Below are 22,596 nucleotides of genomic sequence, written 5' to 3' on the forward strand. Positions count from 1 at the left end.
TCATACAACATGACGCTTCACATGGTAAAATTATGCGTTGGTTGTTCTTCGATAGAGGAGCTTAAAGCCTGGATCGATTTCCGCTTCGGAAAGTTACGTGCGTCGGGCGAAAGGGAGGAACAATATCATATCACGCGTATGGTACCCAAAAAGATTGACGAACTTCTTGATGGTGGTTCACTCTATTGGGTTATGAAAGGCAATATTCAATGCCGACAAAAATTTCTGGATATACGGCCATTTACTGATGATGAAGGTGTTCGTCGTTGCAAACTTGTGCTTGAACCGGAAATTGTTCCGACGGAATGGCAGCCACGGAGAGCGTTTCAAGGCTGGCGTTATCTAAAAGCCGATGAAGCCCCGAAGGATGATCTCGACAATAGCAAAAATCGGTTGCCTCCCGACTTGAAACAGGAACTTGCCGATTTGGGGCTGTTATAGCCGCGACGCTATTGTCTTCGTCGTATCTTTCATTCGAACAGTGCTGGCATTCAAACTGTGCTGATTTTTTAAATATAGGCAGAGCAGGTTTAAATATTAGTAGATCCGAGGCGAAGTTTTACTCCGAATGATCCGCGAGGACTTGCCAAACGAAGGTGGATTCGAACCGGTGGTAATGCCATGCGACGGTTTCGCTGGGTCTGGCAGATCAAAAGCCCCAAAAGAGAACGGGTGTTCAGACCGTTCGGGGCAGCTTTAAGGCCGTGCAATTTTAATGCCGCCTGTTGTAGCGACCGTAATGTGAGAAGAGGGCTTTCAAGGCCGAGAGAACGGAAGTTTGAGGCCATATCAGTTGCATTTGCCATAGCTCGATTACCTTTTACGCAAAACTCAGACATTGTTATTGTGTTATCGCATAGCAGTTAAAATTTGCTTTCTTTAAAACAGCGCATGCGTCCCAAGCCGATTTTTTTGTATTAAAACCGACAAAACGGGCGCGATAGTAACGTTGCCCGTCTTTGTCGAAGATTTGGGTATAAGGTTTGGCATTCGAAAGGGCGGTGCGTGCGGCATCTGCTGCGCTGGAAAGCATATCGGTTGCCTGTTGCTGGTTCGGTAACGAACCGATCTGGATTGCCCAGCCATTCTGCCCGGAACCTCCGTTCGCCGGAGCCGATGCGGTAATGACCGGATCAATAGCGTTTGGCGCTGTTGATTTTTCTTGAGGTTTCGAAACAACCGCCTGATTGACTTGTTCGACAGCCGGAGCTGCCTTTGCAGAGGTATTTGCGAGTGCGGTCAAAACATCGGCGCTTTTTGCCGTACTTTTGACATCCGACGAATTTTTAAGCGTTGCGATTTCATCTGTCTTGACGGCAGTGGTGTCGGATTTTGCAGGGGTTGCTACAGCCTTTGCACTGGCAACAATAACGGGCGCGTCGGCTTTAGCAGCAGGAATCGGAGCTTTATGTGCTTCCGGCAGATCATATTGCGTTGCAGCTATGAGAGGAGCGCGCGTTTTTCCGCGACTGGCTTCCGGTAAATAGCGGCGCAAAAGTTCGGCCATATGCACGTCACGTAAAGCTGACGAACGTCCGCCCATGACAACTGCGACGATCGAACGCCCGTCAAGACGCATGGATGTTGCCAGATTTGATCCCGACATGCGTGTGTAACCGGTTTTAATACCATCGACGCCCTTCATGTCGCGAACAAGGCGATTGTGTCCGTTGATGGTCTGTCCACGAAATTGAAAACTTGTCGTCTTGAACCAGTCATACTGTTTCGGAAAATGTTCGCGTAAAGCAAGTGACAAAATGGCCAGATCGCGAGCAGTCGAATAGTTGTTTTCGTCCGGCAGACCGGAAGCGTTGGCAAAATTGGTATTCATCATACCAAGTCGGCGTGCTTTTGCTGTCATAATCTGGGCAAAACGGGGCTCGGAACCGCCAAGATATTCACCAATTGCTGTTGCGACATCGTTTGCCGATTTTGTTATCAGTGCTTTCGCCGCAAGTTCGGCGGGAATTGTTTGACCGGGTCTGAAACCGATTTTTGTGGGAGGACGCGAGGCCGCGTAAGCAGAAACCGGAATCGGCGTGTTTGGCGTAACGCGGCCGGATTGCATCGCTTCGAAAAGCAAATAAAGTGTCATCATTTTTGTAAGTGATGCCGGATAGCGCCGGGCGTTACCGTTCACTTCAAACAGTGTTCGTCCGGTATTGGCATCAATTACGATGGCTGCATATTTATCGGCGTAGGCACTTTGCGGAGCAGCGTGTGCTACAGTGACCGAAAAAGAGAATACGAATGTTGCAATGGCGGCTTTTTTTATAAAATTAGCTACTTTTTGGTAGGCTCTTTGCACTTTTAATAACCCTTGAATTCGCCAAACAGAATTTGCGTCAGAGTTATCCCCTGTCGCTTCGTTTTGCCGAACACTAGTCTGACAGCGTTACCAATTTATTTATAAGGGAATATTTTTTAACGAAAATTTGTCGATCAGGGGCTGCGGTTATTGGTGAAAAATGGTGTAAAGAGTTATCGAACTCGCTGGTCGAGGACTTATAATTTATAAAAAACCTATTACATAAAGTGCATCTCTTGGAAAGAAACGTAACGGTGGCAAAAGGTAATTTGGAAAAATTGAATGGCGATCATAACGGGAAGGAAGGCGTGGATCATGAGAGCTTCGAAGCCGGAGTTGCGACCAAAACGCTTCCGAAAGTAAAAAGGCCGGACTTTTATCGCGTTCTTCTCTTGAACGATGATTACACGCCTATGGATTTTGTTGTATTTGTATTGCAAAAGTTTTTTCGCAAAAATCGCGAAGATGCAACACGGATCATGCTCAATGTCCACCACACAGGTGTCGGTGAATGCGGTGTCTATTCTTATGAGGTGGCCGAGACAAAAGTCGCGCAGGTCATGGATTGCGCCCGTGAAAACCAGCATCCTCTACAATGCGTTATGGAAAGAAAGTGAACGCCCATGCCGTCTTTTACAACCAGTCTTGAGAAGACTCTCCATAGAGCGCTTATGATAGCGAGCGACGCGCATCAGGAATATGCGACGCTCGAACATCTGTTATTGGCTTTACTCGACGACGTTGATGCAAAAGCAGTGATCGAGGCTTGCAACGTCGACATTGAACAATTGCGCTCGCGTTTAACGCAGTATGTACAGTCTGAACTCGATTCGCAAATCGGCGATGACGAGGATACGAAACCGACGAACTCGTTCCAACGCGTCATCCAGCGCGCTGTTATTCATGTTCAATCAGCAGGGCGCGATATTGTGACAGGCGCCAATGTGCTTGTAGCAATTTTTGCCGAACGGGAAAGTTTTGCTGCCTATTTCCTGCAGGAACTCGGAATGACGCGCTACGATGCCGTGAACTTCATTTCCCATGGCATCGCGTCGGAGAACGGAGCTGCCGGTTTTCCGCTTGATGATGCTGATGAAGAAGTATCCAATGCACAATCGGCATCGAAAGAAAACAGCGCGCTCTCGGCTTATTGTGTCAATCTCAACGATCGTGCGCGTCAAGGCAAAATTGATACGTTGATCGGTCGCAATAAAGAAATTGCGCGGACCATCCAGATATTATGTCGCCGTTCAAAGAACAATCCGCTTCTCGTGGGAGATCCCGGTGTCGGCAAGACTGCGATTGCCGAGGGGTTGGCCAAGCGCATAGTTGATGGTGAAGTACCAGAAGTTTTAAGCAATGCAACGATTTTTTCACTCGATATGGGAATGCTTGTCGCAGGAACCCGTTATCGGGGTGATTTTGAAGAACGTTTGAAACAGGTTGTCAAAGAACTTGAAAATTATGACGGCGCCATTCTCTTCATTGACGAAATCCATACGCTCATCGGAGCAGGGGCAACGTCGGGCGGCAGTATGGATGCAGCCAATTTATTGAAGCCGGCACTCTCTTCAGGGCTAATCCGTTGCATAGGGTCTACAACCTATAAGGAATATCGCCAGATATTTGAAAAAGACCGTGCCTTGGCACGGCGTTTCCAGAAAATCGACGTGAATGAACCTTCTATTGATGATGCAATCGAAATATTGAAGGGTTTGAAGCCTTATTTCGAAAACTTCCATCAGATAAAATATACCGATGATGCGATGAAAGCGTCAGTCGAACTGTCGTCGCGTTATATGTCCGACAGGCGGCTTCCTGATAAGGCGATTGATGTCGTCGATGAGACTGGCGCAGCGCAAATGCTTTTGCCCAAAAACAAACGGAAAAAAACCATTGGCGTTAAAGAAATCGAGGAAACAGTTGCAACAATGGCACGTATTCCTCAAAAAACGATTTCAAGGGATGATCGCAAAACTTTGGCAAATCTCGAAAAAGAACTGAAAAGCGTTGTTTACGGTCAAGATAAAGCGATCGCCGCACTGACGTCATCTATCAAACTTGCTCGTGCAGGACTCAGAGAGCCGGACAAGCCAATCGGAAGCTATCTGTTTTCCGGTCCGACGGGTGTCGGTAAAACCGAGGTTGCCAAACAGCTGGCGGCTTCATTGGGAATTGAATTATTGCGATTCGATATGTCGGAATATATGGAGCGGCATACTGTTTCGCGGTTGATCGGTGCACCGCCCGGATATGTCGGATTCGATCAGGGTGGTTTATTGACCGATGCTGTCGACCAAAATCCGCATGCAGTGCTTTTGCTTGACGAGATCGAAAAAGCGCATCCGGATCTTTATAATATCCTGTTGCAGGTGATGGATCACGGTAAACTCACTGACCACAACGGAAAACAGATCGATTTTCGCAACATCATTCTTATCATGACAACGAATGCTGGCGCAGTGGATATGGCAAAATCGGCAATCGGTTTTGGGAAAACCCAACGTGAAGGTGATGATGTAGAGGCGATTAATCAGCTGTTTCCTCCAGAATTCCGCAATCGTCTTGACGCTATCATTCCGTTTGCACCTTTGTCCGAGCCGACTATCCATCAAGTTGTACAAAAGTTCATTTTGCAGCTTGAAGCGCAACTTGCCGATCGCGAAATAACTTTCGAGTTGAGTGAAGGTGCAACCAAATGGCTTGCTAACAAAGGCTATGACTCACGTATGGGAGCACGTCCTTTATCGCGGGTCATTCAGGAATATATCAAGAAACCGCTGGCTGAAGAAATATTGTTCGGAAAGCTCCGCCATGGTGGAACGGTAAAAGTCATGACTGATAAATCCGATAAGAATAAGCTTGCTCTGGAAATTATCAGTAACGAACCGGATGCAAATAGAAAACCGGTAAGAGCTACCAAAACAGCCAAGGCACGTGTGAAAAAACCGACACCGGCAGATTGAGCTGTTGATTATAACTCGTTATTCATATCGGGATTAAAGTTCTCCGATTCAAAATTGTCTATTAAAAAGCCTGTCTTAAAGTCCTTAAGACAGGCTTTTCCTGTTTTTATTGACGAGTGGATCTGTTTGTCAGATAGAAAACTCCGCGCTCTTTGAAATGTATTTAAAGAGCGGCACGAATTTTCGCTGCTGATTCTTCCAGTGTTTTTGTGTCAACCGGTTCGCCGCTATGCGGTTTTAGCGGTACATCGTTAAAGCGCGGAATAACGTGAAAATGAAGATGAAAAACGGTCTGGCCGCTTGCCGGTTCATTGAACTGCATAACTGTCACGCCATCTGCATTGAAAGCTTTTTTCACAGCTTTGGCAATTTTCTGAACCACTTTGATAATTTTCGTAAGTGTTTCAGGATCTGCATCCAACAGATTTCTCGAGCCTTTACGCGGGACGATCAAAGTATGTCCTTTTCCCTGAGGCATAACATCCATAAAAGCAATGACATCATCATCTTCATAAACGCGAATGGACGGAATCTCTCCTCGGATCAATTTCGCAAAAATATTATTTTCATCGTAAACTTGCTGCATTTTTCTCCTCGCTTGATAAGTTAATAAAAATTTACAACTATTTCATTTTAAACACGAATTTATTGTTTCAAGGTTTGAAACTTTCGAATATCATCTGGTCGGCGTTGACTTTAGCCCGCTCCCATTCTGCCGGATTATGAATGGTCCATGCAAGCACAGGCATTGAAAGTTTTTCACGTGCAAATCTAACAAACGGATTTGCCAACTGACGAAAATTGTAGGCAACGAACTCCATATCATGAGCAAACATTGCAAAGTGTTCTTCGATTTCGGATCGCCGGTTTCCTTCGGCTTTTATTCCGTGAGGAATTGCGTGATCGGCAAAACGCATGCGGCGCAAAATATGGACATCTTGAGACATCATCGCCGAATTATTCGGATATGAGGTCAAAAGCTCCGTCACCCGAGAGATAAGACCGGCATCTTCTCCATCATTGCCTTCAAGATTTATAAGAACAGGTACTTTCCCCGATATATTTTGAAGAAGTTCTTCAAGCGTGAGAATGTGTTGCAAGTGCTTATCCGCACAAATTTTTGCAATTTCGGATGACCGCAAATCAATGATGCGCTTTTTTTGACCAAACAATTGTTCAAGCGAAGTTTCATTGAAGACCATGGGGACTCCGTCATGAGACAATTGGACATCACAACAAATGCTATAATCCTGAAGCGCTGCCAGCTCGAAAGCGGGCAGCGTATTTTCCAGAACCGACATGTCGGTTCCATGAAGTCCACAATTTGCAAAGGGCCTTTTTGTTAACCAGTCAAGCCGCATCGCTCAGATTTCCAGAATTGCTTCGACTTCCACTGGAACGTCCATGGGAAGTGAAGCAACTCCGACAGCTGAACGGGCATGTTTTCCTTTTTCCCCCAAGACATTGACAAAAAGATCCGAGGCGCCATTGGCAACTTGTGGAATGTCGGTAAAATTCGGATCGGTCGCTACAAAAGCGGTAACCTTTACGACTTGTTTGACTTTGCTCAAATCACCAAGCGCGGCTTTTGCTTGCGCGAGAATGTTGATTGCACAAGCTTCTGCAGATTTTTTTGCTTGTTCCGCACTCACAGTTCTGCCGACTTTACCAATTGCAACGGGCTTGCCGTTGCTCAGCGGAAGTTGTCCGGAAATATAAAGTTGGTTGCCGGATTTTCTGGCTGTCACATAGTTGGCTACAGGTTGTACAGCAGCGGGAATTGTGATGCCAAGTTTTTGTAAACGGCTTTCAATCGTATCAGACATTTTTACCTCTTTTCCCGTTATTTATATTTTGCTCAATAACGCATTTCTTCAAACATGGAAATGCGATCTTGAAAAAAGAAATTTACTCGCTTTCAAACTAGCATATATGATAACCCCGAGCTTAAGTAAAAACAGGAATATGCGGATGCCGAAATTTCTTTTAGCTATTATTTTATCTTTTATGGGGCTTGGCATTGCGCAGGCCGAAGATAAAATTTTTATGGTGCCGCATCTTGCTATCTATGATTTGCAGCTCGAAAATGCGTCGGATAAATCGGGGATTACCGGCCTTATCGGTCGTATGGCCTATGAATTCAATGGCTCTTCTTGCGAGGGCTATACAACCCGTTTCAGGTTTGTGACGCGCATCAATATGGCCGATTCACCCGCCCGCTTGACCGACCAACAGATGACTAGTTTTGAAGCGGCAAATGGCAAAGAGTTCCGTTTTGTAAGCAAAACGATTATCGATCAGGACGTAACAAGCGAAACGGATGGTGTTGCAAAAATTGCAAACGGCAATATGACCGTCAGTTTAAAGAAGCCGAAAGAAACAGAAGTCAAATTGAAATCGGCGGCATTTCCGACAATCCAGACCGAAGAGGTAATCCGTCAGGCAAAAGCCGGGCGCCATTTCTACCGTACAGTGCTATTTGACGGTTCCGATGATGCCGACCGATTGACGGAAGCCACTGTTGTTGTGGGGGATAAAGTTGAGGGCAAGCCCGATAATGAAACGAAAATGATGGGAAAACTTGGCAAAGAACCTTATTGGCCTGTAACTATTTCTTATTTCAATGATGATGAAAACCAGGATGGACTGCCAGTCTACCGGACGAGCTTTTTCCTTTATGAAAACGGCGTGACGCGTGACCTTGTAATGGATTACGGAAATTTTTCAGTGCGAGGTAAATTACAGACATTCAAATTGTTCGACATACCGACCCAAAAAGACGGTTGCAAAGATTGAACGAATTTCAATTGCCTAACTGAAGCTGTTTAAATCAAACGACGTTGTTTGAATTTTTGTCTCTTTTGACAGAGATTATTACGAGATTTTTCTGAAAAGACTTGAAACTTGTTCCGATATCACCTAACTAGCCAAGTATTCCACACACGGAAATAGGGTAATTGCGGGAGAAATCCGTAATTTTCCGCCGGTGGCAGGTTTTACTGCCTCATTCCGTGGAGGTTCAACCGGAAAGGATAAAGAAATGGCATTGCCAGATTTTACTATGCGCCAGCTTTTGGAAGCAGGTGTTCACTTCGGTCACCAGACACATCGCTGGAATCCGAAAATGGCTCCCTATATTTATGGGCAGCGCAATAACATTCACATTATCGATCTTGCACAGACGGTTCCGTTGCTTCACAACGCTTTGAAGGTGGTTTCGGATACTGTTGCTCGTGGTGGTCGCGTGCTTTTCGTAGGCACCAAGCGTCAGGCATCCGACATTATTGCCGAAGCAGCAACCCGTTCGGCTCAATACTATGTCAATGCACGCTGGCTCGGCGGCATGTTGACCAACTGGAAAACGATTTCGAATTCTATTCAGCGTTTGCGCAAGCTTGACGGAATTCTTGCCAATGAAGCACAGGGGTTCACCAAAAAAGAACGCCTCAATATTGAGCATGATCGCGATAAACTTAATCGCGCACTCGGTGGTATCAAGGATATGGGGTCGGTTCCGGATCTTCTTTTTATCATCGACACAAATAAAGAGAAAATCGCAATTGATGAAGCGAAGCGCCTCGGAATTCCGGTGGTAGCAATTATCGATACCAATTGTGATCCGGATAATATCGATTATCCGATTCCCGGTAACGACGACGCATCACGCGCTATCGCACTCTATTGCGATCTTATTTCCAAGGCTGCACTGGATGGTATTGCCCGTCAGCAAGGTGCTATGGGTGTTGATCTTGGCGCTCAGGCGGAAGCACCGGCTGAACCTGCTTTGGAAACCGAAACTAAAGAAGCAACTCCTGCCGCAGAATAATGAATAAAACGGTGCCCTTTTTTAAATAGGGCACCTAAAATCAAAAATATTAGGTCGCGGGCGTGCTGAGGAATAATCCTTGCACGCTTTCGCTGTTATTAAGATTAAGAGGCAAATATGAGCATTACCGCAGCACAGGTGAAAGAACTTCGCGAATTGTCGGGCGCCGGTATGATGGATTGCAAGACAGCTCTGGCTGAAACAAATGGCGACATGGAAGCAGCTGTTGACTGGTTGCGCAAAAAAGGCATTGCCAAGGCTGACAAAAAAGCAGGACGTACTGCCGCTGAAGGTCTTGTCGGTGTCGCCTCTGATGGCAAAAAGGCCGTTCTCGTTGAAGTCAATTCGGAAACAGATTTCGTTGCGCGCAATGATGCATTTCAGGATATCGTTCGCAATATTGCGAAGGCCGCTCTCAAAACCGATGGAACGCTGGAAAAAATTTCGGTTTCTGTTTACCCAGGCTCGGATAAAACAGTTGCAGAAACTCTTAAAGATGCAATCGGAAAAATCGGCGAGAATATGACATTTCGCCGTTCGGCTGAGCTTTCTGTCGATAATGGTGTTATTGCAACATATATCCATAACGGCATCGGTGACGGTCTGGGCAAGATCGGCGTGCTCGTAGCGATAGAGACAAATGGTGACAAAGAAGCAGCCGAACGTTTCGGACGTCAAGTTGCTATGCATGTTGCAGCTACGAATCCTATGGCCTTGACAGCAGAGGAAGTGGATCCGGCTGCAGTCGAGCGCGAAAAAGCTATCTATTCGGAACAAGCTCATCAGTCTGGTAAACCGGCTAACATCGTCGAAAAGATGGTTGAAGGACGTATGCGCAAGTTTTACGAGGAAGTCGTTTTGTTGTCGCAGGCTTTCGTTATCAATCCCGACGTAACAGTAAGTCAGGCTTTGAAAGAAGCCGAAAAAGAAATTGGCGCTCCGGCCAAAATCAAAGGCTTTGTGCGTTTTGCATTGGGTGAGGGTATTGAAAAGGCTGAAAGCGATTTCGCAGCTGAAGTTGCAGCCGCTGTTAAGGGCTAATTTTGGACAAAATTCGGTTTATTTGCTTCAAAGCTGTGCTTTTAGCGTTGTGAGAAGCGGAAAAAACGTTGTAGAGAGGGCATCGCGTGACAATGCGGTGCCCTTCGTGTATCGAAGGCACAATGAATCTATATTCGGAGACTACTAATGACCAATAAGCCCCTCTACAAACGGATTTTGTTAAAAGCTTCCGGTGAAGCTCTTATGGGAGGGCAGAGTTTCGGTATTGACGTATCTGTTGTTGATCGTATTGCCAAAGATATAGCAGATGCCCATGATATGGGGGTCGAAGTTGGCGTTGTCATAGGCGGCGGAAATATTTTTCGCGGCGTCGCTGTCGCGTCGAGGGGCGGTGACCGTGTTACCGGCGACCATATGGGGATGTTGGCAACGGCAATCAATTCACTTGCTTTGCGCACATCGTTGACCAAATTGGGCGTCGAAGTGGTGGTCCTCTCGGCCATAGCAATGCCGCAGATTTGCGAGAGTTTCTCACAACGCAAAGCGGTCGGATATATAAGTCAGGGTAAAGTTGTTATCTTTGCTGGCGGAACCGGAAACCCATTCTTTACCACCGATTCGGCAGCGGCTTTAAGGGCCGCCGAAATTGGTGCGGACGTTTTATTGAAAGCAACTCAGGTGGATGGAATTTATTCGGCCGATCCGAAAAAAGATCCAAATGCGACGCGCTACGACCGTCTCACACATGAGGAAGTTATAAGAAAAGGTTTGGCTGTGATGGACACGACAGCCATTACTTTGGCACGCGAAAACCATATTCCGATTATTGTCTATTCCATTAGTGAAAAAGGTGGACTGGCAAATGTGCTGAATGGCACTGGAAGATATACAGTTGTTTCCGAATAATATCAGTTAAGTTGAAGGAGAATTAGCATGAGTGACGCTACAAATATCGACGATCTCAAGCGCCGTATGGAAGGCGCCATTTCATCATTCAAACATGAGTTGATGGGGCTGAGAACCGGTCGTGCATCGGCAAGCCTGCTTGAGCCGATTACGGTTGAGGCCTATGGTTCGACAGTTCCTCTCAATCAGGTTGCCAATATTGCGGTGCCGGAACCACGTATGTTGTCGGTTTCGGTTTGGGATAAGTCCATGGTGAATGCTGTTGATAAGGCTATCCGGGAGTCTTCCCTGGGATTAAATCCTATAACTGACGGCACGACTTTGCGCATTCCTCTTCCGGAACTCAATGAAGAACGCCGCAAAGAACTCGTTAAGATTGCCCACCAATACGCCGAGCAAGCTCGCGTTGCTGTACGCCACGTTCGTCGTGACGGTATGGAAGGTTTGAAAAAAGCAGAAAAAGACAGCGAGATCAGTCAGGACGAAAGCCGGATCGCTTCGGATAAAATCCAGAAATTGACTGACGGAACGATTGGCGAAATCGATAAAATTCTTGCAGCCAAACAAGCAGAAATCATGCAAGTCTAAAAGTTTATTGCGTTATACAGGTCGAGAATATGTTATATCCACGTCATATCGCCATTATAATGGACGGAAACGGCCGTTGGGCACGTGTTCGTGGATTGCCTCGTATTGCAGGCCATAAAATTGGCATGGAAGCCCTTCATCGGATTGTTCGCCATGCAAGTAGCAATGGTCTTGAATGGTTGACGGTATTTGCTTTTTCATCTGAAAACTGGTCACGGCCTGATGAAGAGGTCAATCACCTCATGGGGTTGTTGAAGCTGTTTATCAAACGTGACCTCGCAGAACTTCGGGAAAGAAATGTGCGTATTCGGGTGATTGGCGAGCGCGCTGGTGTCCCGTCCGAAATCGCTAAACTGCTTGACGAGGCCGAGGTTACGACGAAACAGAATAATGGCCTCAATCTTGTTGTGGCTTTCAACTATGGTGGACGCGCCGAAATTGTCCGGTCGGCAAAAAAATTGATAGAGGCGGTACGTAGAGGCGATATCAAACCGGATGAAATCGACGAGACGGCATTTTCAAAATGTCTTGATACATATGATATGCCGGATCCTGATTTGATTATTCGCACCAGTGGCGAACAAAGGCTGTCGAATTTTTTGCTTTGGCAATCAGCATATAGCGAACTTTATTTTGCCGCTTGTTATTGGCCTGACTTTAACGAAGAGCAGCTTGATATCGCGGTCTCCGATTACTGGTTACGTGAACGTCGTTTCGGGCGTGTTCATGAAACTGACAAACAAAACGGAGGTCGGTCTTGACCTTGCTTGATGTCTTCAATCCTGAAAGGTTAGGAAACTTTCGCCTGACAACGTCACTTTGGGAGTGGAAAATCGATGTCTAATCTTCTCATGAGAGTTCTGACTGCTGTCATTTTTGCGGCTCTGGCACTTTTTTTAACATGGGAAGGCGGTTTTCTATTTGCTTTGTTTGCATGGTGTGTTGGCGGCTTCGTGCTTTTTGAGTGGAGGGGGATTACCAGGAGCTGTTGGGGTGTTGTTGATGAAATTGTTGCAAGTCTGGCATATGTAGTTTTTGGTGTTCTCCTCGTTTTTGATTTTTCGGCGCCACTTGTTTTTAGTGTAATTCTTTTGTGTGCGGTCATCCTCTCAATCATGTCTCTTAAAAATGCAGGATGGGTCGCAGGTGGCTTTATCTATGCAACTTTACCGGTTGCTTCACTCACCTTTATACGAGGTGAAGAGCCATTCGGTTTCGGAGCAATCATATTTCTCTTTGCTATTGTGTGGGGGACGGACATTGCAGCCTATTTCAATGGTCGTTCGCTCGGTGGCCCGAAACTGGCGCCGAAATTTTCCCCCAACAAGACTTGGAGTGGTGCAATAGGTGGCGCTCTTGCCGGAACAGCGGGAGGGTGTCTTGTTGCATTTTTTGCGCTTGATACTTCACCGGCTAATTTTTTTATTCCCGTCCTCTCGCTTGCATTGTCCATAATATCGCAAATTGGTGATATTTCTGAATCATGGGTAAAGCGTAAGTTCGGGGTGAAAGATTCAGGCCATTTTTTACCCGGGCATGGCGGTTTTATGGATCGTGTCGACGGTTTGGTATTTGCTGCCATGTTACTCTATCTTGTCGGTGCAGTTGCTGCAGATATGGCTGTCCCTTCCAATATGTTTAATCTGATCTGAATGACGGAGTCTTTCTTGGAAACAACGAGTCTGATAACTGACATTGGTACACCGATATTGCGCATATTCGGTGTGATATGCGTCATTATGGTCATTATTTTTGTCCATGAGATGGGGCACTATCTTGTGGGGCGCTGGTGCGGCATCGGAGCAAGCACTTTTTCATTGGGGTTTGGTCCGGAAATTTGTGCCGTAACGGATAAACGCGGCACACGTTGGCGCATTGCACTGATACCTCTTGGCGGTTATGTAAAATTCATCGGGGATGAAGATGCTGCCGGTATGACGTCGAAATCGGATGCGGCAGCCCTTCCGGGCTCGTTTGCTGCGGCCAATGCATGGGCACGCGCGGCCACTGTGTTTGCAGGGCCATTTACCAACGCGATTTTTACAGTTGTCGTTTTGTCATTCTTCTTCTTTTCTTACGGAAGAATAACAATTGAGCCGGTTATCGGTTCTTTGGTTGATGGCGCACCGGCAATGACTGCCGGATTGAAGCCGGGTGACCGCTTTATAGAGATGGACGGGCAGAAGGTCGAGAGTTTCGATGATCTTATCTCCTATGTTTCTCTTCATGGTGACGATCCGATCAATTTTTCCATGGAGAGAGCCGGTGCACCGTTTACGGTTACAATAACACCAAGACCGACTGAAAGAGACGACGGTTTTGGCAATAAGGTGCGCGTCGGTATGATTGGTGCAGGCGCTCCTGTTGATCCGAATAATCCGGGAAGGCTTGATCCGGCTTATGAAGGACATATCAGTTATGGATTATTTCCGGCAATTGGTGAGGCAATAGACAAGTCTGCTTTCATCGTCGTTCAAACTGTCCGCTATTTAGGACGATTGATTGAAGGAAGAGAAGATCGCTGCCAATTGAGCGGGCCATCAAAAACCGCAACGATTGCATGGCGGGTAAGCGAAACCGGTTTTATGTCACTCCTTAACTTTACAGCACTGTTGTCGATCGGAATCGGTTTGATCAACCTTTTTCCATTGCCTCCTCTTGATGGCGGACATCTGGTGTTCTACGTCATTGAAGGAATTGTCGGCCGGCCAGTTCCAAAAAGAATTCAAGAATCGATATTCACAATCGGCTTCATCGCTGTGATGGCTTTTATGTTATTTGCAATATCCAACGATTATTTATGCTGGTTCGGTTGATTTAGGTGTGTTAACAGTTTATCAAGTTGAGCGATGTTTCTTATTAAAAATGGTGTAAACTGTTTACCATATTTATGAAATGCCGTGGCATACATGCCACGGTGGGTAAAGAAGTGGGCAGAATTTAACGGAAGGCCTTGCTTGTATCAAAAAACCCGCTATTAGGGGTATATAAGCATTTTTGGATACAATGTGTCCGGAAAACAAATAAACAAGGGTAAAGAAGCCAATGACGGCGAATTCGAAATTTCTTAGCGCAGCATCTGCACTGGCACTTACAGTAGCAATGGCCGTTCCGGCGACTGTAACTGTCTCGGTTCTGGGAATGGGAGTTGCACAGGCGGCTGTCGTTCACTCCATCGAGGTTCATGGTAACCAGCGCGTTGACGCACAGACGATTCGTGATAATACGGGCATCAAAGTTGGTAAAAACTTTTCCAATACCGATATTGACGAAGGGTTGAAGCGGCTTTTTGCAATGGGTCTGTTTTCCGACGTGAAGATGAAACAAGTCGGAAGTACGCTTGTTGTTACCGTCAAGGAATACGAAGTCGTCAATCAGGTGCTCTTCCAAGGCAATAAAAAGGTCAAAGATCCGGATTTGCAGCGCGTCATCTCGCTCAAACCCCGTGAAGCTTTCGATCCTGCCAAGCTTGCATCGGATGAGCAGGCTATTCGTGATGCCTATCGTTATGTAGGTCGCAATGACGCTGCAGTTTCCGCGCAGACAGTCGACCTCGGACAGGGACGTGTCAATGTTATCTTCAAAATCACGGAAGGTAAAAAGACCAAAATTGATGACATTACCTTTGAAGGAAATAAAGCCTTTGGTAACCGTCGTCTGCGTGATGTGATTGCTACAAAACGGTCGAACTTCCTTTCATGGTTGACGCGCGGTGATGTTTACAGTGACGATCGTCTTCAGGCAGATCAGGAAGCACTCCGTCGTTTTTATTTCAATCACGGCTATGCCGATTTCCAGATTGTTTCGGCCGACGCAACCTTTGACGAAGCAAGCAATTCGTACAAAATCAAGTTCGTTGTTGATGAAGGCGCCCGCTACAAGTTAGGCGACGTTCAGGTTGATAGCACGATCGAAGGTGTTGATACCCAATCAATGCAGAAAGTGCTGAAAACCCATGAGGGTGATGTCTATTCGGCAAAACGTATTGAAGACTCGGTATTGGCAATTAATGATAAAGTTGCTGATTCAGGTTATGCTTTTGCCAAGGTCGAGCCGCGTGGTGATCGTGATTTTAACAATCACACGATTTCCATCGTCTACAATATCGATCAGGGGCCTCGCGCTTATGTCGAACGTATCGAGATTCGCGGTAACGATAAGACACGTGATTATGTTATCCGTCGTGAACTTGATTTGAACGAAGGTGATGCCTACAACCAGACAATGGTTCAGCGCGCCAAGCGCCGTCTTGAAGGACTTGGTTTCTTCCAGACAGTCAATGTATCGACGGCTCCGGGATCACAACCTGATCAGGTTATCCTTGTTGTTGATGTAACCGAAAAATCGACTGGTGAGTTCTCTATCGGTGGTGGTTATACAACCGGTGGCGATTCGCCGGGTGCTTCTGTTGAAGCTTCTATTACAGAGCGTAACTTCTTGGGACGTGGCCAATATGTTCGTATTGGTGCCGGTGCCGGCGAAGATGACGCACGTAATTATAACCTGTCGTTTACCGAGCCTTATTTCCTCGGCTATCGCTTATCGGCCGGTTTTGATATCTTCCGTCGCACATATCGTATGAATGACGATTATGATGTCAAACAAACTGGTGGTACAGTTCGTTTCGGTGTTCCGATTACTGAACAGTTGACCGGTAGCATCGCCTATAACTATGTTCAGGAAGAATATGATCTTGACCATAAGCATCGCTATAAAGATCGTGCAAAAGAGAACGGTACGACTAAAGAAGAAGAGGAAATGAAGGATTATTCGGGTGCCATTATTCAGGCTTCCGAAAATAGTCCTTGGATCCGGTCTTCGGTCAGTTACGGTTTGACCTATAACACGATCGACGACATGAAAAATCCGCATGATGGTCTCTTTATTCGTGGTATTCAGGAATATGCCGGTGTCGGTGGTGATGCCAACTTCTTGAAGACAACTGGCAAGGCCATGATGTACAAGACGATTTCCGAAACATACGATCTTGTCGGATTGCTGTCTGTCGGTGGTGGTTATATTCACGAGATCGGTGATGATGGTGTCCGTATCTTCGATATGTTCAAAAGCAATTCGGATATCATTCGCGGTTTTAAATATAACGGCATTGGCCCGCGTCAACGTTCTTCAGACGGAGATAAGTATTTCCTTGGTGGCACAACCTATATGAATGCCACGGCGGAAATCCAGTTCCCGATGCCGGTTGTTCCGGATAGTTTGGGTATGCGTGGAGCATTCTTTGCTGATACTGCAACACTTTACGGCAACAAGTATGATCCTAGTTATCCCAATGAAAATCCGGTTACGGGTGATGACAGTGCATGGCGTGCATCAGCTGGTGTCAGCTTGATGTGGGCATCTCCGTTCGGTCCGTTGCGTTTTGACTATGCATGGCCTGTCGTAAAAGAGAGTGGTGATCGGACACAGAACTTCAACTTTGGTGTCTCAACCAAGTTCTAATTTTTCCTTTCTCCCGATCTTGATGGGTCGGGAGAGAAAGTGTTCTGATGGCGGATTCATTATTTTTTACGCCGTCCCGACAGTTGACTGTTGGCGAGGCGGCAGCTTTAACAGGTGCCGCTTTACGCAATCCTGAATTGAGTGGCTCGGTTATAGAGCATCTTTCCTCGCTTGATAATGCAGAGCCGGGTTCTCTGGTTTTTGTCGAAAGTAGAAAATTTGCAAAAGCACTTCGGGAGAGCCGTGCTCTTGCAGTTTTCTGTTCGGAAGACGTCGCTTCCAAGGTTCCTGATAATATTGCTACGTTGGTTACGCCGTCGCCCCATCGCGATTTTGCGATGATTGGTCGGATTTTGTTTCCAACAGCTGCAAAACCGGCTCCATGGTTTGGCGAATATGGTATATCTCCTCAAGCCTTTGTTCATCCGGAAGCAAAGCTGGAAGAGGGGGTTACCGTTGAAGCCGGTGCGGTTATCGGGCGTGGTGCGGAAGTGGGGAGCGGTACACTTGTTTCTTCGACAGCCGTGATTGGTGAAAATTGCCGCGTCGGGCGGGAATGTTACATTGCACCGTCGGTTTCAATCCAATACAGCTTCATTGGTAATCGTGTTCATCTTTATCCCGGTGTCAGAGTCGGGCAAGACGGATTTGGATATGTCGGCGGCCCGAGCGGAATTGAAAAAATCCCGCAACTTGGCCGCGTTATTATTCAGGATGATGTGGAAATTGGCGCCAACACCACTATTGACCGTGGTGCGCTAAAAGATACTGTGATCGGTGAGGGGACCAAGATTGATAATCTTGTCCAGATTGCTCATAACGTTCAAATCGGGCGCTATTGCCTTATCGCTGCACACTGCGGAATTGCCGGCAGTTCAACGATTGGTGATATGACCCAATTGGGTGGTAGCGTCGGTTTGGCAGATCACGTCAAAGTCGGAGCTCATGTTCAAATTGCTGCGGCTAGCGGCGTGATGAATGATATTCCGGACGGAGAAAAATGGGGTGGTAGCCCTGCAAGACCGATAAAGCAGTGGTTCCGTGAAGTTGCTGCACTCAGAAATATGACAAAGTTCAATAAGGAGAAATGACGAGATGAATGCTGCTGTTGAGAAAAACAGTCTGGAAGCAGTTGATATACGCAAGCTCTTGTCAATATTGCCTCACCGCTATCCATTCCTTCTTATCGATCGTATTGTTGATATTGATGGCGATCAATCGGCTACCGGTATTAAAAATGTGACAGTGAATGAGCCACATTTTACTGGCCACTTTCCGGAAAATCCGATTATGCCGGGGGTGCTTATCATTGAAGCTATGGCTCAGACCGCAGGAGCTATTTCTTTGCTCGTACAAGGTGATGAAAAACCGGGTGTCGTTTATCTCATGACAGTTGACAAGGCGAAATTCCGTAAGCCGGTTGTACCTGGTGATCAGTTAAAGCTTCATGTCAAGAAATTGAAACAACATGGCGGAATTAGAAGGTTTTCTTGCCTTGCAGAAGTTGACGGTAACCGTGTGGCAGAAGCGGAAGTCGCGGCCATGATTGCGGTTGCCGATAATAAAGAAGAATAGGGTTCCAGAATGTCCGGTGTTGAAATTCATCCAACTGCAATTGTAGAAAAAGGTGCAGAACTTGGTGCTAATGTAAAAATCGGGCCCTTTTGCACAGTAAGCGCCGACGCTGTCATTGGCGACGATTCACGTTTGTTGAGTCATGTCGTCATAATGGGTCCAACGACATTGGGTGCAAACGCTCTCGTCTATCCGAATGCGGTTTTGGGTGGCGATCCTCAAAATAATAAACACAAAGGTGGGCGTACCACTTTAGTTATCGGGAAGAATTGCATTATCCGTGAGGGTGTCACTATGCATCGTGGATCGGATACAAGTCGTGGAACGACGACTGTTGGCGATGATTGTGAATTTTTGGCGTACGCTCATGTGGCTCACGATTGTGCTTTGGGAAATCATGTTACATTTTCCAACAATGTGATGATTGGTGGCCACGTTGTTATCGGTGATTATGTGATTATTGGCGGCGGCGGTGCGGTTCATCAATTTGTTCGTGTCGGGCATCACGCTTTTGTTGGCGGTTTGGCGGCTCTGGTTGGTGATCTTATTCCTTATGGGTCTGCAATCGGCGTACATGCATGGCTTGGTGGCCTCAATATTATCGGCATGAAAAGATCAGGATTGCCTCACAGTGAAATTCATGCTGTGCGTCATGCTGTGCCGATGCTCTTTGACAGAACCAAGCCGATTGCCGAAAGGGCTATTGATGTGCGTAATGCCTATCGTGCTTCAAAGGCGGTATGCGACATTATCGATTTTGTTGAAGCTGATCACAAACGGGCATTTTGTACGCCAAAGCTGGATAAAACAAATAGCAGCGACGATATTGGATTTTGAATATGGGGAAGGGCGACATAAAACGTAGCCTTTCCGGTCGTACCGCAATTATTGCGGGTAGTGGTATTTTACCATTAGCAGTTGCCAAAGCAATTGAAGAAACAGGGGAAAAGCCTTTTCTTGTTCCGCTGAAAGGCGAAGCCGATCCGAGGCTTTACGCCTATGATCATTGTGAAATCTCGGTAGTACAGTTAGCAAAACTGATAAAAGCTTTGAAAAAAGCGAATATCACAAATGTTATATTGGCTGGTGGCGTCAAAAGTCGGCCCAATCTCGCTGATTTGCGCCCTGACTGGACGACTTTATCGGCATTGCCTAAATTGTTCCGTGCTTTAGGGCAGGGAGACGACACACTTTTGAAAGCCTTCATTAGCGTTGTCGAAAAATATGGTTTTCACGTTGTGGGTGCCCATGAAGTCGTTCCGCAGTTATTGGCACCCAAAGGATTCAATCTGACAAAGAAACGCGCTGATGAGAAAAATTGGCGGGATATCATGCTTGCAGCAGAAGCGGCAGCAATTTTGGGAAAACTTGATATTGGTCAGGGAGCGGTTGCTGTAAAAGGGCGCGTTGTGGCAGTTGAAGGTGCGGAAGGTACCGATAACATGTTACGCCGTATTACCGAAATGCGTAATGAAAAACGCATTCCTCTAAAAGGTGGCGTGTTGGTCAAGCGAGCCAAAGAACAGCAGGATGAAAGAGCAGACTTGCCCACCATCGGGCCTGAAACAATTATTCATGCCAAACAATGTCATTTGGATGGTGTTGCAATCGAAGCAGAAAGAACTTTTATCGTTTCTTTGAAAGAGACGGTTGAACAGGCGGATAAATGTTCGATTTTCATCGAGACCTTCGGAAAGAACGAACATGTCTGACGGTCCTATCAAAATTGCTATCGTTGCCGGCGAGGAATCGGGAGATTTGCTTGGAGCCGATTTGATATCGGCACTGGCGCGAAAAACTGGACGCAATATCAAATTGATAGGAGTTGGCGGTGCACATCTTGAAGCGTTGGGGCTTAAAAGTGTCTTCAATGTTGATGACATCGCACTGATGGGGCTCGGAGCAGTTTTGAAAAAACTGCCGAAACTTATCCTGCATATACATCGTCTGGCGCGTTATATTGCCGATGAAAAGCCCGATTGTCTTATCATTATCGATAGTCCGGATTTTACTCATCGTGTTGCAAAAAAAGTACGGAAATTCGCACCTCGAATTCCTATTATAAAATATATCGCTCCTTCGGTCTGGGCATGGCGCCCCGAACGAGCCAAGGCAATGTGTTCCTATATTGACCACGTTCTCGTCGTGCTACCCTTCGAAAAAAAGGTTATGCATGATTTGCAAGGCCCGCCTGCAACTTATGTCGGTCATAGATTGTTGACCTATCCGCCATTGCTGATAATGGAAAAAATGCGATTGCGCCATTTGGAAGAGAAAAGGTCAGACCCGACAGTGGTCGTTTTACCAGGCTCAAGACATTTTGAAATTCGTGGCTTGATGCCTATTTTCGGGGCGGCTTTGGAAATCTTGAAAAAACGGCAGCCAGCGATCAATTTTGTTTTGCCTACTCTGCCAAGACTTGCCGACAGTGTGCGTAAACTTATGAGTGAATGGCCGGTAAAAGTTGATATTGTCGTTGGTGAAGATGAAAAATGGGCTGCTTTTGCAAAAGCCGATGCTGCACTCGCTGCGTCCGGTACGGTTTCTCTGGAACTTGCACTCGCCAATATTCCGATGGTTCTTGGTTATAAAGCTGATCTTTTTTCAAAAACTTTCATATTGCCGCGGGTAAAAGTGTGGAGCGCTGCATTGCCCAATATCATCGCCGACCGACCGGTTGTTCCGGAATATTTTAACGAGTTTTTGCGTCCCGGTATGCTCGCCCGTCAGGTTGAACAATTGGTTGTTGCGGGGCCGGTTCGTCAAGCGCAACTTGATGGATTTTCATTGATAAAAACGACCATGAAAACATCCGCACCATCCGGTGAAATTGCGTCGCAAGCCTTGTTGAAATATTTGAAGCTTCATTGAATAGTTTGCAGCTTATCAAGGCACTGGAGCTTCATCGAAGCATGGCGAGATAGAAAACAACACCGGATCGAGTTCAGTTTTTTAAAAAATAAACGCGGCTTTCGCGTATATTTCTGCCGAAAATTCGCAATTATCTACTTACTTATTCCGGAATTGCTTGAGAGGCTAAAATGCTTTGTGCTGCACGTTAAAAATTGTCGAAAACAGGCGGATGAAACCGTGTCCGTCAGTCGTCATATGGCGTAAATTCGTTGAAAAACGCCATTCATGAGCTGGTTCAATAATTAACTATTTAATGTTTTATTTTCGCGAGGAAATCTTTAGCTCTCTGGTTATCAGGATTTGAAAAGAATTTATCGGGTGTTGTGTCCTCGATAATCCTTCCGTTCTCGAGAAAAAGAACACGTTCCGAAACTTCGCGCGCAAATCCCATTTCGTGTGTAACGCAAAGCATGGTCATTCCGGTTTCGGCAAGCTTTACAATGACATCCAGCACTTCTCCGACCATTTCCGGATCAAGAGCCGACGTTGGTTCATCAAATAACATGACCTTGGGTTCCATACAAAGAGCACGAGCAATAGCCACGCGTTGCTGCTGCCCACCGGATAACTGGGACGGATATTTTTCACTATGAGCTTCAATACCGACTTTACTTAAATATTTTATCGCGCGCTCTTTCGCCTCATCCTTTGTCAGTCCTTGGACGGTCATGGGTGCAAGAATGCAATTTTGCATGACAGTCATATGGGGGAAGAGATTAAAATGCTGAAACACCATGCCAACTTCGCGGAGCACCTTTTTCTGCTCTTGCGGTGCTGCACTCATTATATCGACACCATAAATTCGGATGCTTCCTTGTTCTGGTACTTCGAGCTGGTTTATGCAGCGGATAAGGGTCGATTTACCGGAACCGGACGGTCCACATAAAACAATGCGTTCTCCCGCTTTAACGTCAAGGGAGATATTATGAAGAGCCTGAAATTCTCCATACCACTTGTTCAATTCTTCAATGACAATGACATGTTCATCCGATTTGGCTTTATCGTTGTTCTTGTGCTGAACTGCCGCCATTGCTGTTGTTCTCCGTTTCTGG

At 46.3% G+C, this 22,596-nt stretch carries 23 protein-coding genes; 17 read left to right on the forward strand and 6 right to left on the reverse strand.

The window, feature by feature from the left end; genetic code table 11:
- The first annotated feature begins 9 nt into the window (after positions 1-9).
- On the forward strand, positions 10-441 hold the full coding sequence (locus PEB0122_RS09235) for a DUF1489 family protein (protein ID WP_075916910.1): 432 nt from the start codon (positions 10-12) through the stop codon (positions 439-441).
- 89 nt (positions 442-530) lie between these two features.
- Here the strand turns inward: PEB0122_RS09235 and PEB0122_RS09240 are convergent, their stop codons facing one another.
- Together PEB0122_RS09240 and PEB0122_RS09245 are read right to left on the reverse strand one after the other, a co-directional pair.
- Positions 531-806: a hypothetical protein gene (locus PEB0122_RS09240; protein WP_075916912.1), complete on the reverse strand. Its 276-nt coding sequence runs from the start codon at positions 804-806 to the stop codon at positions 531-533.
- A 35-nt stretch (positions 807-841) separates the two neighbouring features.
- Entirely contained in the window at positions 842-2,308 is a 1,467-nt protein-coding gene (locus tag PEB0122_RS09245; RefSeq protein ID WP_075916914.1) for a D-alanyl-D-alanine carboxypeptidase, read from the reverse strand.
- 278 nt (positions 2,309-2,586) lie between these two features.
- Between PEB0122_RS09245 and clpS the strand changes: the two genes are divergently transcribed.
- Positions 2,587-2,925 carry an ATP-dependent Clp protease adapter ClpS gene (gene clpS, locus PEB0122_RS09250; protein ID WP_404801510.1) on the forward strand — a complete coding sequence of 113 codons (339 nt, stop codon included), beginning with the start codon at positions 2,587-2,589 and terminating at the stop codon, positions 2,923-2,925.
- Positions 2,926-2,931: 6 nt separating this feature from the next.
- Entirely contained in the window at positions 2,932-5,274 is a 2,343-nt protein-coding gene (gene clpA / locus PEB0122_RS09255) for an ATP-dependent Clp protease ATP-binding subunit ClpA (protein ID WP_075916916.1), read from the forward strand.
- 163 nt (positions 5,275-5,437) lie between these two features.
- On the opposite strand, the gene PEB0122_RS09260 is transcribed toward clpA, so the two are convergent.
- From PEB0122_RS09260 to PEB0122_RS09270, 3 genes are all read right to left on the reverse strand, one after another.
- Complete coding sequence (locus PEB0122_RS09260; protein ID WP_075870837.1) at positions 5,438-5,860, reverse strand: HIT family protein; 423 nt, start codon at positions 5,858-5,860, stop codon at positions 5,438-5,440.
- 67 nt (positions 5,861-5,927) lie between these two features.
- Positions 5,928-6,575 (reverse strand): glycerophosphodiester phosphodiesterase family protein, encoded by a 648-nt coding sequence (locus PEB0122_RS09265; protein WP_158025432.1) that lies wholly within the window; start codon positions 6,573-6,575, stop codon positions 5,928-5,930.
- A 63-nt stretch (positions 6,576-6,638) separates the two neighbouring features.
- Positions 6,639-7,100 (reverse strand): RidA family protein, encoded by a 462-nt coding sequence (locus PEB0122_RS09270; RefSeq protein ID WP_075914337.1) that lies wholly within the window; start codon positions 7,098-7,100, stop codon positions 6,639-6,641.
- Between the two features lie 145 nt (positions 7,101-7,245).
- Between PEB0122_RS09270 and PEB0122_RS09275 the strand changes: the two genes are divergently transcribed.
- The 14 genes from PEB0122_RS09275 to lpxB all read left to right on the forward strand — a co-directional run bounded on the left by PEB0122_RS09275 (position 7,246) and on the right by lpxB (position 21,502).
- The gene (locus PEB0122_RS09275; protein ID WP_075917208.1) at positions 7,246-8,070 is read left to right on the forward strand and encodes a cell envelope integrity EipB family protein; all 825 of its coding nucleotides are present in this window, start codon (positions 7,246-7,248) and stop codon (positions 8,068-8,070) included.
- A 244-nt stretch (positions 8,071-8,314) separates the two neighbouring features.
- Positions 8,315-9,100, forward strand: a complete 786-nt coding sequence (gene rpsB / locus PEB0122_RS09280; protein WP_075870897.1) for a 30S ribosomal protein S2 — start codon at positions 8,315-8,317, stop codon at positions 9,098-9,100.
- A 117-nt stretch (positions 9,101-9,217) separates the two neighbouring features.
- A complete protein-coding gene (gene tsf, locus PEB0122_RS09285; RefSeq protein ID WP_075916918.1) occupies positions 9,218-10,141 on the forward strand; it encodes a translation elongation factor Ts in 924 nt (307 codons plus the stop codon).
- Between the two features lie 147 nt (positions 10,142-10,288).
- On the forward strand, positions 10,289-11,008 hold the full coding sequence (pyrH, locus tag PEB0122_RS09290; protein WP_075870833.1) for a UMP kinase: 720 nt from the start codon (positions 10,289-10,291) through the stop codon (positions 11,006-11,008).
- Between the two features lie 27 nt (positions 11,009-11,035).
- Entirely contained in the window at positions 11,036-11,596 is a 561-nt protein-coding gene (gene frr / locus PEB0122_RS09295) for a ribosome recycling factor (protein WP_075870832.1), read from the forward strand.
- A gap of 29 nt (positions 11,597-11,625) precedes the next feature.
- Positions 11,626-12,357, forward strand: coding sequence for an isoprenyl transferase (locus tag PEB0122_RS09300; RefSeq protein WP_075916920.1), 732 nt, complete (start codon positions 11,626-11,628; stop codon positions 12,355-12,357).
- Positions 12,358-12,432: 75 nt separating this feature from the next.
- Entirely contained in the window at positions 12,433-13,248 is an 816-nt protein-coding gene (locus PEB0122_RS09305; protein WP_075916922.1) for a phosphatidate cytidylyltransferase, read from the forward strand.
- Positions 13,249-13,263: 15 nt separating this feature from the next.
- Positions 13,264-14,412, forward strand: coding sequence for an RIP metalloprotease RseP (gene rseP, locus PEB0122_RS09310; protein ID WP_083650335.1), 1,149 nt, complete (start codon positions 13,264-13,266; stop codon positions 14,410-14,412).
- Between the two features lie 229 nt (positions 14,413-14,641).
- Complete coding sequence (gene bamA / locus PEB0122_RS09315) at positions 14,642-17,056, forward strand: outer membrane protein assembly factor BamA (RefSeq protein WP_075914340.1); 2,415 nt, start codon at positions 14,642-14,644, stop codon at positions 17,054-17,056.
- Between the two features lie 47 nt (positions 17,057-17,103).
- Positions 17,104-18,147, forward strand: coding sequence for a UDP-3-O-(3-hydroxymyristoyl)glucosamine N-acyltransferase (gene lpxD, locus PEB0122_RS09320; RefSeq protein WP_075870827.1), 1,044 nt, complete (start codon positions 17,104-17,106; stop codon positions 18,145-18,147).
- 4 nt (positions 18,148-18,151) lie between these two features.
- The gene (fabZ, locus tag PEB0122_RS09325; protein WP_075870826.1) at positions 18,152-18,631 is read left to right on the forward strand and encodes a 3-hydroxyacyl-ACP dehydratase FabZ; all 480 of its coding nucleotides are present in this window, start codon (positions 18,152-18,154) and stop codon (positions 18,629-18,631) included.
- A 9-nt stretch (positions 18,632-18,640) separates the two neighbouring features.
- Entirely contained in the window at positions 18,641-19,468 is an 828-nt protein-coding gene (lpxA, locus tag PEB0122_RS09330; protein ID WP_075870825.1) for an acyl-ACP--UDP-N-acetylglucosamine O-acyltransferase, read from the forward strand.
- A gap of 2 nt (positions 19,469-19,470) precedes the next feature.
- Positions 19,471-20,343 carry an LpxI family protein gene (locus tag PEB0122_RS09335; RefSeq protein WP_075916926.1) on the forward strand — a complete coding sequence of 291 codons (873 nt, stop codon included), beginning with the start codon at positions 19,471-19,473 and terminating at the stop codon, positions 20,341-20,343.
- Positions 20,336-21,502 carry a lipid-A-disaccharide synthase gene (gene lpxB / locus PEB0122_RS09340; RefSeq protein ID WP_075916928.1) on the forward strand — a complete coding sequence of 389 codons (1,167 nt, stop codon included), beginning with the start codon at positions 20,336-20,338 and terminating at the stop codon, positions 21,500-21,502. Before PEB0122_RS09335 ends, lpxB begins: the two co-directional genes overlap by 8 nt.
- 292 nt (positions 21,503-21,794) lie before the next feature.
- Here the strand turns inward: lpxB and PEB0122_RS09345 are convergent, their stop codons facing one another.
- Positions 21,795-22,574, reverse strand: a complete 780-nt coding sequence (locus tag PEB0122_RS09345) for an amino acid ABC transporter ATP-binding protein (RefSeq protein WP_075914344.1) — start codon at positions 22,572-22,574, stop codon at positions 21,795-21,797.
- Between the last annotated feature and the right edge of the window lie 22 nt (positions 22,575-22,596).

Source organism: Ditibartonella apis (assembly GCF_001952075.1).
Taxonomy (GTDB): domain Bacteria; phylum Pseudomonadota; class Alphaproteobacteria; order Rhizobiales; family Rhizobiaceae; genus Bartonella; species Bartonella apis.

Bases quoted from the DNA above. Each gene is read 5' to 3' on its own strand.
- PEB0122_RS09235 (WP_075916910.1), top strand. From the start codon at position 10: ATGACGCTTCACATGGTAAAATTATGCGTTGGTTGTTCTTCGATAGAG.
- PEB0122_RS09240 (WP_075916912.1), bottom strand. From the start codon at position 806: ATGGCAAATGCAACTGATATGGCCTCAAACTTCCGTTCTCTCGGCCTT.
- clpA (WP_075916916.1), top strand. From the start codon at position 2,932: ATGCCGTCTTTTACAACCAGTCTTGAGAAGACTCTCCATAGAGCGCTT.
- PEB0122_RS09260 (WP_075870837.1), bottom strand. From the start codon at position 5,860: ATGCAGCAAGTTTACGATGAAAATAATATTTTTGCGAAATTGATCCGA.
- PEB0122_RS09265 (WP_158025432.1), bottom strand. From the start codon at position 6,575: ATGTCGGTTCTGGAAAATACGCTGCCCGCTTTCGAGCTGGCAGCGCTT.
- PEB0122_RS09270 (WP_075914337.1), bottom strand. From the start codon at position 7,100: ATGTCTGATACGATTGAAAGCCGTTTACAAAAACTTGGCATCACAATT.
- PEB0122_RS09275 (WP_075917208.1), top strand. From the start codon at position 7,246: ATGCCGAAATTTCTTTTAGCTATTATTTTATCTTTTATGGGGCTTGGC.
- rpsB (WP_075870897.1), top strand. From the start codon at position 8,315: ATGGCATTGCCAGATTTTACTATGCGCCAGCTTTTGGAAGCAGGTGTT.
- tsf (WP_075916918.1), top strand. From the start codon at position 9,218: ATGAGCATTACCGCAGCACAGGTGAAAGAACTTCGCGAATTGTCGGGC.
- pyrH (WP_075870833.1), top strand. From the start codon at position 10,289: ATGACCAATAAGCCCCTCTACAAACGGATTTTGTTAAAAGCTTCCGGT.
- frr (WP_075870832.1), top strand. From the start codon at position 11,036: ATGAGTGACGCTACAAATATCGACGATCTCAAGCGCCGTATGGAAGGC.
- PEB0122_RS09300 (WP_075916920.1), top strand. From the start codon at position 11,626: ATGTTATATCCACGTCATATCGCCATTATAATGGACGGAAACGGCCGT.
- PEB0122_RS09305 (WP_075916922.1), top strand. From the start codon at position 12,433: ATGTCTAATCTTCTCATGAGAGTTCTGACTGCTGTCATTTTTGCGGCT.
- bamA (WP_075914340.1), top strand. From the start codon at position 14,642: ATGACGGCGAATTCGAAATTTCTTAGCGCAGCATCTGCACTGGCACTT.
- lpxD (WP_075870827.1), top strand. From the start codon at position 17,104: ATGGCGGATTCATTATTTTTTACGCCGTCCCGACAGTTGACTGTTGGC.
- fabZ (WP_075870826.1), top strand. From the start codon at position 18,152: ATGAATGCTGCTGTTGAGAAAAACAGTCTGGAAGCAGTTGATATACGC.
- lpxA (WP_075870825.1), top strand. From the start codon at position 18,641: ATGTCCGGTGTTGAAATTCATCCAACTGCAATTGTAGAAAAAGGTGCA.
- PEB0122_RS09335 (WP_075916926.1), top strand. From the start codon at position 19,471: ATGGGGAAGGGCGACATAAAACGTAGCCTTTCCGGTCGTACCGCAATT.
- lpxB (WP_075916928.1), top strand. From the start codon at position 20,336: ATGTCTGACGGTCCTATCAAAATTGCTATCGTTGCCGGCGAGGAATCG.
- PEB0122_RS09345 (WP_075914344.1), bottom strand. From the start codon at position 22,574: ATGGCGGCAGTTCAGCACAAGAACAACGATAAAGCCAAATCGGATGAA.